Source organism: Roseofilum sp., from assembly GCF_982964205.1.
Window position 1 is genome coordinate 1 of sequence record NZ_CEZBFX010000152.1, and the last position, 10229, is coordinate 10229.

The 10229-nt window shown below is 46.5% G+C and carries 5 protein-coding genes, 1 tRNA gene and 1 pseudogene; 2 read left to right on the plus strand and 5 right to left on the minus strand.

Translation table 11 applies throughout. The features are described from left to right. Positions 1-366: 366 nt before the first annotated feature. Positions 367-2829: an ATP-dependent DNA helicase RecG gene (gene recG, locus AC3A14_RS22650; RefSeq protein ID WP_318735578.1), complete on the plus strand. Its 2463-nt coding sequence runs from the start codon at positions 367-369 to the stop codon at positions 2827-2829. A gap of 124 nt (positions 2830-2953) precedes the next feature. Here recG and AC3A14_RS22655 read toward each other — a convergent pair. The 3 genes and pseudogenes from AC3A14_RS22655 to ftsH2 all read right to left on the minus strand — a co-directional run bounded on the left by AC3A14_RS22655 (position 2954) and on the right by ftsH2 (position 6955). Further along, positions 2954-4281: pseudogene (locus tag AC3A14_RS22655) on the minus strand (helix-turn-helix domain-containing protein). Between the two features lie 105 nt (positions 4282-4386). Further along, a complete protein-coding gene (locus AC3A14_RS22660; RefSeq protein ID WP_318702360.1) occupies positions 4387-4674 on the minus strand; it encodes a hypothetical protein in 288 nt (95 codons plus the stop codon). Positions 4675-5068: 394 nt separating this feature from the next. Further along, positions 5069-6955 (minus strand): ATP-dependent zinc metalloprotease FtsH2, encoded by a 1887-nt coding sequence (ftsH2, locus tag AC3A14_RS22665; protein ID WP_318735584.1) that lies wholly within the window; start codon positions 6953-6955, stop codon positions 5069-5071. Between the two features lie 221 nt (positions 6956-7176). Between ftsH2 and AC3A14_RS22670 the strand changes: the two genes are divergently transcribed. Continuing rightward, positions 7177-7250: transfer RNA gene (locus AC3A14_RS22670), tRNA-Arg, on the plus strand. Between the two features lie 256 nt (positions 7251-7506). Here AC3A14_RS22670 and AC3A14_RS22675 read toward each other — a convergent pair. Beyond that, positions 7507-8415: a hypothetical protein gene (locus AC3A14_RS22675; protein ID WP_318735586.1), complete on the minus strand. Its 909-nt coding sequence runs from the start codon at positions 8413-8415 to the stop codon at positions 7507-7509. Positions 8416-8522: 107 nt separating this feature from the next. After that, positions 8523-10184 carry a D-Ala-D-Ala carboxypeptidase family metallohydrolase gene (locus tag AC3A14_RS22680; RefSeq protein WP_318735729.1) on the minus strand — a complete coding sequence of 554 codons (1662 nt, stop codon included), beginning with the start codon at positions 10182-10184 and terminating at the stop codon, positions 8523-8525. Between the last annotated feature and the right edge of the window lie 45 nt (positions 10185-10229).

Below are 10229 nucleotides of genomic sequence, written 5' to 3' on the forward strand. Positions count from 1 at the left end.
GAGTGTGGGAAAAAATTAATGAAGTTTGGAGAGAGAAAGTAAGAGTAGCTTCCGAGTTCTTATTTATGGAGGGGATTTAATAAATTGATTAACACCGTTAATCAATTTCAATCCTTTTATCCTTCCGGATAATTGGCAGATTTCCTATTCATTGAACTCGGAGAGTGACAGAAGAGGGGTATGGGTGAACCTGCCCCTACAATTCAACCTAGAAACCGGGTTTCTTGCTTATCTTTTCGTTGGCGTTCTCAACCTGGGTAGAAACCCGGTTTCTTACCCCTACCCCATCGATCGCTCCTCCCCTAGAGCAATGATCTATCATCAAAGAGAACAGCCCTACCCTCACCTATCTGCCTTCTCAGCATCATGACTCAAGAACCCGACTGGCAAAGACTCCAAAAAGCCTTGACAGTAGAACAGGAGCGCGGATTTAATGACCTGCAAGGCAAACAATATCGGTTTAGTGAGTTTCTCCAGCTCAGTTTTGCTAACCCTCCCGCGTCCTTTTCGCCCCGGGAAAAGCGCCAGTGGAAGCAACTCTCTGAGCAATTCCAAACCTATCCCCAGTTTACGTTTGCCCAGCGCCAACAGCTCGTTGCTCAGGCGCGGAAGTTTCTCTCAGACTCCCAAAAGCGCTTTCAACAACCCCCGATTACTCCTGCTCCGAAGCCTTCTCCAGCGCTGCACCAGCAAGTTCCAGAGACGACGGAGTGCGATCGCGCCAGCGATGCGGAGCATTATCGCGCTTTAACAAATCTTCCCGAATTTTCAGTGTATCATACACGACAGTTAGCCAAACTGAACTTACATACCGTTCGAGATCTCCTATTTTATTATCCTCGCAACCATACAGATTATGCTTCACAAGTCTTTATTGCCGATTTAGAACCGGGAGAAACGGTGACGGTGGTGGGGGAAGTGAAGCGCATTAACTGTTTTTCTTCGCCTCGCAATAAGAAACTCACTATCTTAGAAATTATCCTCAAAGATGCCACGGGACAATTAAAAGTATCGCGTTTTTTTGCCGGAGCCTATTTCAGTCATCGAGGATGGCAAGAAAGCCAGAAGCGCAATTATCCCGTTGGTTCCATTGTCGCGGCTTCAGGTTTGGTGAAAAAGAATAAATATGGTCTCACTTTAGATAAACCGGAGTTGGAGGTTTTAGAGTCTTCAGGAGAATTAGATTCTCTAATTATTGGTCAAATTGTACCCATTTATCCTTTAACAGAAGGGGTAGCAGCGGATACCGTGCGTAAAGCCATTTGGCGAGTTTTACCTACAGCACAACAGTTAACTGATCCGATTCCTGAACTAATTTTATCGCCCTATAGCTTAATTCAACTTTCTCAAGCTATTCATCAAATTCACTTTCCTGGAGATCAAGAGAACCTGGAGCAAGCCAGACGGCGCTTGATTTTCGATGAATTTTTCTATCTGCAAGTTGGCTTTCTTCAGCGCCGGCATAATCAGAAGAAAAATCAGAAAGCGATTCCCTTAATGCCGACAGGACAGTTAATCGATCGGTTTTATCAGGGGTTGCCCTTTGCTCTGACTGGGGCACAAGAACGGGTAGTGAATGAAATCTTAAGCGATCTGCGATCGCCCACTGCCATGAATCGTTTAGTTCAAGGGGATGTCGGCTCAGGAAAAACCGTCGTTGCGGTAATCGCAATTCTAGCTGCCATTCAGTCCGGATATCAAGCCGCGCTCATGGCTCCCACAGAAGTCTTAGCCGAGCAACATTACCGCAAATTAGTCACCTGGTTTAACCGCCTCCATTTACCCGTAGAACTGCTCACCGGTTCCACAAAAGTGAAGAAACGCCGGGAAATTCACGCCCACTTAGAAACAGGAGAATTACCCTTACTGGTGGGAACTCATGCACTTATTCAAGAAGGAGTTAATTTCCATCGTTTAGGCTTAGTTGTCATTGATGAACAACATCGTTTTGGTGTAGAACAACGCGCTCTCTTGCAGCAAAAAGGAGAATCTCCCCATGTTTTGTGTTTAACGGCAACGCCCATTCCCAGAACCTTAACATTAACCATGCATGGGGATTTAGATGTCAGTCAAATTGACGAACTACCACCAGGAAGACAAGCCATAGAGACCCTGGCTTTAACCCATAAAGAACGGAAAAAAGTCTATGAACTCATGCGCCGAGAAATTGCCCAAGGTCGGCAAGCCTATGTCGTTTTCCCTTTAATTGAAGAATCCGATAAACTGAATGCTAAAGCTGCCATAGCCGAACATAAAAATCTATCGGAAACTATTTTTCCTGAATTTCAAGTGGGTTTACTCCACGGTCGCATGACTTCAGCCGAAAAAGATGAAGCGCTAACGGCATTTCGAGACAATGAAATTCAAATTATTGTCTCCACCACCGTCATTGAAGTCGGCGTTGATGTCCCCAACGCCACCGTTATGCTGATCGAAAATGCCGAACGATTTGGACTTTCCCAACTGCACCAACTGCGAGGACGGGTAGGACGAGGATCTCATAAATCCTATTGTTTACTCCTCAGTAGTTCCAATAATCCCGATGCTCGCCAACGGTTAAATGTTTTAGAGCAGTCTCAAGATGGCTTTTTTATCGCTGAAATGGACTTACAATTTCGCGGACCTGGAGAAGTTTTAGGCACTCGCCAATCGGGTTTACCCGATTTTGCCCTCGCCAGTTTAGTCCAGGATCAAGATATTCTGGCATTGGCACGGGAAGCGGCAGAAAATTTGATTGCTGAAGATCCAGAATTGGGCGATTATCCGTTAATTCGTGAAGAGCTGCAACGGCGCTATGAGCAGTTGATGGGGGGAGCGATTATGACGTGAGAACAATGAACAATGGGGATCGGTTGAGAAACGTTGGCTCTAGCGACGCTAATACAGGCCTTACAGGGTTACACTCGTCCATTTCTCTCCCATTCAATTGTCGCAAAAATTTAAGGATTTGATATTAGTTTTTGACGTACTGTTTAATCACCGGTTGCAAAGTTAAAATTGGCGATTTTTCCAGTAAGTTTCGTCTCCTTAAAGATTGTATCGCCTTTAAAAAATCTGCGTCGGATAAAAGGTCTGGGGGTTTCTGGCTAATCTCTACCGGTTGCTCTTGGTTCGCTAACCACTCAAGCAGAACTTTTTCAGATTCACAGAGGCGTTGATAATGTTGTTTGATAATCGGTTCTAGGTCGCCTAAAAATAGGGTGGGATAGGCGAGAAATTGTTGCACACTGCCGTTAAATAAATCGAGAATCGTGGAAGTGATGATTTTCAGCCATAGCGGGTTTCCACTGTAACGTTGGATCAGATCTGACCATTTTTTCTCGTCTTTGAGTTGTCTTTCCTGGAGCAGTTGAGTGGCTAAATCCCCTAATCCGGGTACAGGGAAGGTTTTACAGTAGGGATTTTCGGTTTCTAAGGTAGCTATTTCTAGGGGTTGTTCCCAACTGAGTAAAAGGAGGCAACTCTTGTGGGGAAATTGTCCGATTTCTTGGATGAATTGACCATAATTTTCATATTCTGGGCAATAGTTACCGACGAATTCCCCAGGGGTTAAGGTTTCCTGGAAGTCGTCGAGAATGATTAAGCAACGGTGATTTCTGAGAGCGTCTAATAGGGAGTTTGACGGGTTGATGAGGGTTAGGTTTTGAGATGGAGCGAGAAATTCTAGGAGGGTGGTTTGTAGGGCGTTGAGGCTGGGAATTTTGCGATGACTGCGCCACAGGATAAGCTCGAAGTTGTCTTTTATTTCTTCTACCAGTTGTCTCGCGAGGACGGTTTTGCCGATTCCAGAGAGTCCAGTTAACGTGACGATGCGGCTATTTTCTGCAAGTATCCATTGTTGGAGTGTAGCCAGTTCTTCGGTGCGGTTGTGGAGGTTCGGATATTCGGGTGCTTGACTGAGGTTGTGGCGCGGTTGAGGAGTTTTGCTGGTTGTAGAGGGCGATCGTTTTTTTTTGGATTGTTGTATAGGTCGTTACAGATGTTTATGTTACTGCCAATTTGCACGACATTATTGTGATAAGAGAATACACGGTTTTCGATGAGCGATCGCACATTCTTCTTTTTCACCTCCTCTCCCAACATCTCCGACAGCAGTTTCCATAACTCCGATGCCGACTTTCTCACATGATCGTTGCTACAGTGGTATTCCTCAGCAATATCCTTATATCCCTTATGTTCCCATACCCCCTCCAAAACAGCTTGGCGAACCCCCTGTGGGAAGTCTTTTAAGTCCTCAAGAGAACTGCCAACCCACTCAACTGGTTTTAGGTGTTGACTCATGCCTCAATTATGCTACTTGTGGTATATCATATCAATACCTGAGTATTCACAGTCCCAGTTTCTCTGTGCGGGTGGCGATCGCCTGTAGAGAATGGAGGAATATTCTTAATGGATATCATTACCTTGTTCCTCTACCCCTTGACGAATAGCATCTTCTAAGTCGTCAAGCGTTTTCGGGATGCCTTCATATTTCAGATATCCTGCTACTTGATTCAAAGAGGTTTCTGGAAAGCAATTTACTTTTTGTTGTTGTGATTTTCTCAGGTCGAGATCGCTATGAACTAGCTTAAACTGATGATGAGGCTGGGGACTGCTCTCAATTGCCCCAATTAAATCGTCTATTTTTCCGGATAAAGGTTGGTCTTTCGCCTGGGGTTTAGGAAGTTGAGTCATTATCTAAGCTTCAGGAGTTAAGCCTTGTAGTTCGACAACTTCTAGCAGGGCGTGGTAAGTCTGCTCATATAAAGTAATTGTATAATTTGACATAATTGTACTCAATTCGCTCGATCTTATCTTAACCTTGAGCTTCTGATTTGTCATAGGGTCTAGAAACCGGGTTTCTCCTGGGAATACTGCCTCCTATCGAGGTGGAAACAGAAACCCAGTTTCTTTGTGCGAGTGGAGAGCGCCTGAGTTAAAATACGGTTGTACCCTTAATCCTCTCAAACCATGACTACAGTTCAATAAAATTTAACTTAGCCAGTAGCTCGTCCTGTCATTGCTTACTCAATTGTTATGAGAAGAATGACATTAAAAAAGCGCTGTTTTTACAGCGCTTTTTGAGGATTTAGATTTGAGGGATATAACTTTCCTTTTCAGGAACAGCCGTATATTCAGCTACGATCTGACGGAACTCTTCCCCATCAATAGTTTCTTTTTCGATCAGCAAGTCTACTAGGCGATCGATCGCATGGCGATTATCCCGCATAATTTGCAATGCTTGGTCATAGCAATGTTCGACAATAGTACGAACTTGGGCATCAATGCGAGAGGCAATTTCTTCTGAGTATTCAGAACGGGACATCAAATCGCGACCTAAGAATACTTCATTGGTTTGACCTTCTAGGGATAAGGGGCCGAGATCTGACATCCCAAAACGGGTGACCATTTGCCGAGCCATTCCCGTCACTTGCTGTAAGTCACCCCCTGCACCCGTGGTCACTTCTGCATCACCAAAAATGATGGCTTCAGCAGCTCGACCACCGAGTGCCCCGCAGATACGAGCGGTGAGTTGAGCGCGAGAAATCAGGCTTTGTTCTTCGCTAGGGGTGAACCAGGTTAACCCTTGAGCTTGTCCCCTGGGAATAAGGGTGACTTTTTGTACGGGATCGTGGTCTTTGAGCAAGGTGCCTACGATCGCATGGCCGACTTCATGATAGGCGATTAAGCGTTTGCTCTTGCCATCGGTGAGGGGAGTGCCTTCCATTCCCGCTACAACCCGGTCTACTGCATCATCAATTTCCAGCATGGTGATCGCTTCTTTGCGCCGTCTGGCAGTGAGAATAGCCGCTTCATTGAGGAGGTTGGCTAAGTCTGCACCGGTAAAGCCAGGGGTGCGACGGGCGATCGCCTTTAAGGAAACTTCTGTTGCGAGTTTTTTGTTCCGAGCATGAACATCCAGAATTTCTAATCGTCCCTTCACATCTGGAGCATCGACGGTTACTTGACGGTCAAACCGACCGGGACGCAACAGGGCTTGATCGAGTACATCCGGACGGTTAGTAGCGGCAATAATAATAATGCCAGTATTGCCTTCAAACCCATCCATTTCAGTCAATAACTGGTTCAGGGTTTGTTCGCGCTCATCATTTCCACCGCCAATACCGGCTCCCCGTTGACGACCGACAGCATCAATTTCATCGATGAAGATAATACAGGGGGCGTTATCTTTCGCTTTCTTAAACAGGTCGCGCACCCGTGAAGCACCGACTCCGACGAACATTTCGACAAATTCGGAACCAGAAATACTAAAGAAAGGAACACCTGCTTCTCCGGCGATCGCCTTCGCCAGCAAGGTTTTCCCGGTTCCAGGAGGACCGACTAACAACACACCTTTAGGAATACGTGCGCCTACGGCCGTAAACCGTTCCGGTTTTTTCAGAAACGTCACCACTTCTTGTAACTCTTCTTTCGCTTCTTCAATACCAGCCACATCATCAAACATTACGCCCGTTTTGGCTTCCATTTGAAATCTGGCTTTAGATTTAGCGAAGTTCATCGCCTGACCGGGGCCACCAGGGACATTACCCGAACGGCGAAAGAGGAAAAACAATCCCGCAATTAGCAATAGGGGGAAAATTAAATTACCTAATAATCCCCAAACCGCTCCTTCATTGCGAGGAGGATGGATCGCTAGATTGACATGGGCTTGACGAATTTGGGAAATCACTTCTGGGGAGTTACCAGGGAGGTCTACCCGCAAGCGTTGTTGGAAGTTATCCAGTTCTGGATCGACGGCTTCAACAATGGCAGTTCGGCCACCTTCGTAAAGGTCAACCTGAGTGACTCGACCCGCTTCTAGATATTCAATGAAGCGGCCGTAGGTCATGCGGGTGGTTGCTGCGTTCTGACCTCCGTCCACCACATTGGGGGCAAAGGCTCCTTGCCAGACGAAGAACCCAATGACCAGGGCAGGCAACGTCCACAGAAGTATGACTTTCCAAGATAATTTCATAATCAAGAAGCTCTCTTATATGAATACAAAACAGATATTGATGACTAAGGTGCTTATAGTTTGGGCGATCGCCTAGTCTCTCTTGGGAACGAAATTTTTCATTCTCCAGGAATCTTAATTAAATTTAACGTAATTTTCATAAATCCAGCAACTCATTCTGTGAGATACTACCCCTTTGGGGGAATTTGACCTATAATAAAATAATGGGTTGCCTATCTTATGGGCCCTTAGTTCAGTCGGATAGAACAACTGATTTCTAATCAGTCGGTCGGGGGTTCGAGTCCCTCAGGGCCCGTTATAAAACCTATGTGCTGAGTACAGATCAGTTAGAAATGGGGAGCCGAAGTTATATCAAATCCTTAAATCCTTGCTACAACTGCCTAATCTAGAGACAAAACCCATGTTGTCTCTACCCTAATGGCCATCTGTAGCAGAAATACATGCATTTGATATTACATACCTTTGCCAATCGTTAGGAGGCAAGGGACAATGCCAAGGATAGTGAGGACATTTTCTATGGCTAGAGTGCCTATCCCCTCGCTCTATCACACTTACTTCGATCGCCGAGCTTGAGAGCGAGAGCGACTTGCTGAAGTCCTGCTTCCTGTACTTTTACTGCTGGTACGACTTCCAGAAGATTTGCCCTTGGAGCGACCACTGCTCGAACGAGAGCTTCTCCCCGCAGCGGGAGGTGTTGGTGCATGGGTTTTGGTCTTGAATGTCACATTACTTCCTTCATTCAGTTGCTCTAAAACCAGCAATGGTGTAGGTTTTGCCTTCTGATCCCAATGTAAGTTAACCAACCGCCCCTGAATTGCTGGTTGCCAATTTGGGTCTGGATGAGGACTAAGATAAGTTTCGATACAATCAATAACATCCTGGATCGTTTTTGAGGTGGATTGAGTTGGCAGACGAGTCATATTAATTTGAATCCGGAATAAGACCCGCTTTTGAGTCGTCGCCCCATCGCCGGTTTCATAGGTGACATCAAACACCTCACTCACTTTACGGGGAGATGCAGCATTACTCTCACCAATTTTCCCTTCCTTAGCCTGGGTAGGGCGTAGGGCAATGGTAATTTGTTCTTTAACTTTAACTTTGATTTGATTGACAATGGCAAAATGGAATACTTCCTCATCCATCCGCATTCGCAGATAGTCAAGGTTAAATTCCCGTGAGTGAACCAAATCCGGGTTCGTCTCCATTTTGGTGATGGTACTCAGGGCGAGTTTGAGCTTTTTCTGGAGTTCCTTATTCTTAAAATCTTCAAACTTGACTTTTTTATTGACTTTTTCTATTTCAAGTTTGGAATAGATTCCACCTGCAACTAGGGCAATGAATAGGACAGCCGACAGACCTATAAAGATCATCGGCAACAGGCCCAGAGAGGGAGAATCTGCTTTAGCGTCCGGAGACGCTTGGGCTAGGGTAGGCGGAACAACAAGGATACGATGCTGCATGGTCAATACCGACTAGGAGCTTTGTTCTATTGTAGGCGTTCGTTCTTTTTCAGGTTATTTTCTCAGAGGGTCAATTCTGAAGAATCTCTAAAATCTAATTGACCATCTTAGCGAATCCATCGCGCTCGATAGCTGCGAGCATCAATATGGACGATATAGGGATATCGTTGATATCGTCCTAAACCTCCAGGCCACCAGGGATCGAGAAACCAATAGATTTGATTGCCAGTGAGTCCATCACAATAGAAGTCTATCCCATCTCCAACGATATGCCGACTATTTGAGACTCCGCCAACTCGCCGATTAATATCTGGGGGACGATACCAACTGGTGATATAGAAGGGGCGACCCATGCGATCGCGAGCTTGTTGTGCCAAAACCGCTATTCTGACCATAGCATTGACTGTCGATTGGTTGGGAGGGAGGCGAGTCCCCCCATGGGTAGCCTCAGCCCAGGTAAAATAGCCCCCGGGAATAATCGAGGCATGGAGTTGAATATTGTCCGGTGTCCAACGGTTGGGACGCGGTGGCAGAACAATGGGTCCGGGTTGGCGAGGAGCATCGGGACTGTTGCGGTGGGTGTTATTCATCCGCTTCAAGTCTTCAAAGAGAGTATAAATAGCAATTTCTCGCGAGTCCAGTCCTCGCCACAGTTGTACCATACGAATCAGGGCGTTGCGCTGGTGTTCTTCTTCGGTGTAAGCAAAGGGAACTCGCTTAATAAAACCGAGCAGTTCTCGATCCAGTTGGGCGGCAGTATTGGCGAGTTGATTGGGGTCTGTACTGCTACTTCGGAGCATTTTGATCTCTAATCCTAATTCTGCCAGCGCTGCCGTGCGGGAGGAGAGTTTGCGCCAAATGCGGAAAGCTTCGGTGAGGGCTTGGCGCTGATATCCGCGACCGGTGTAGTATTGGGGAACTCTTTGGGCAAAGGCAATCAGGGCAGGGTCGAGATAAAAGAGGGCAGGTTCTGGGGAGGTGTCCCGTTCCAGGGAGGATATAGCTTCTTCCCTAGAGTCGAGGTTACGCCACAGTTGGGTGAGACGGATGAGGCTCTCCCGTTGATGGGGATAGCCGAGATAATTTGGAGATAAGCGAGAGAGGAATTGGAGGAGGGGAGGATCGATGTAGGTTTCTTCCCAGTTGGGTGCTGTGGAGGGGGAGGTATTGGTCAGATCGGCGATCGCCTCTTCACGGGTATCAAAGTTACGCCAGATCCGAAACACCTCTAGCAGACCATCGCGCTGATGGGGCAGACCTTGATAATATTGGGGGATGCGCTCGACTAGAGATAACAGGGCAATATCCAGATAGGACAGATTCGAGGGTAGCTTTTCTAGACTATAGTCGGTTTGTAAATCTTGGACATAAATTCCATAGAGCGTTTTTGCATCGCACGGTTCTAAACGCGCTGCTTTCAGCTCTTCCGGTGGCGGAGAATAGCCTTCTGCCACGCGCCCAATAAATTTCTCGCTATAGTAGCCCAAGGCTGTATCCCATAGGTCATCCCCTTGCCATCCTTGACCGATCAGCGTATCCGTAATCACGCGTATCGTATTAGCGGCATAGATGACCTGACCTTCAAACTCATCAACGGATTCTAAAGCAATACGGTTGGCGGGGGAAATACCCAGTCCCGTTTCTCCATCCTGAAGTTGGGGTTTTTGCTGCACCTCATATAATCCTGCCAAAATCGATTTATGAATCCCTACCCGTTCCGATTCCACGGTATACAGGGAGTTACGTTGATCTGGTGATAATCGGGTCATGGAACATCTGGCCTAATGAGCGAAGGATTAACCATGGGTATTATA

What these genes read in the sequence shown, in the direction of transcription:
- recG (WP_318735578.1), top strand. Translation starts at nt 367, where the DNA reads ATGACTCAAGAACCCGACTGGCAAAGACTCCAAAAAGCCTTGACAGTA.
- AC3A14_RS22660 (WP_318702360.1), bottom strand. Translation starts at nt 4,674, where the DNA reads ATGACTCAACTTCCTAAACCCCAGGCGAAAGACCAACCTTTATCCGGA.
- ftsH2 (WP_318735584.1), bottom strand. Translation starts at nt 6,955, where the DNA reads ATGAAATTATCTTGGAAAGTCATACTTCTGTGGACGTTGCCTGCCCTG.
- AC3A14_RS22675 (WP_318735586.1), bottom strand. Translation starts at nt 8,415, where the DNA reads ATGCAGCATCGTATCCTTGTTGTTCCGCCTACCCTAGCCCAAGCGTCT.
- AC3A14_RS22680 (WP_318735729.1), bottom strand. Translation starts at nt 10,184, where the DNA reads ATGACCCGATTATCACCAGATCAACGTAACTCCCTGTATACCGTGGAA.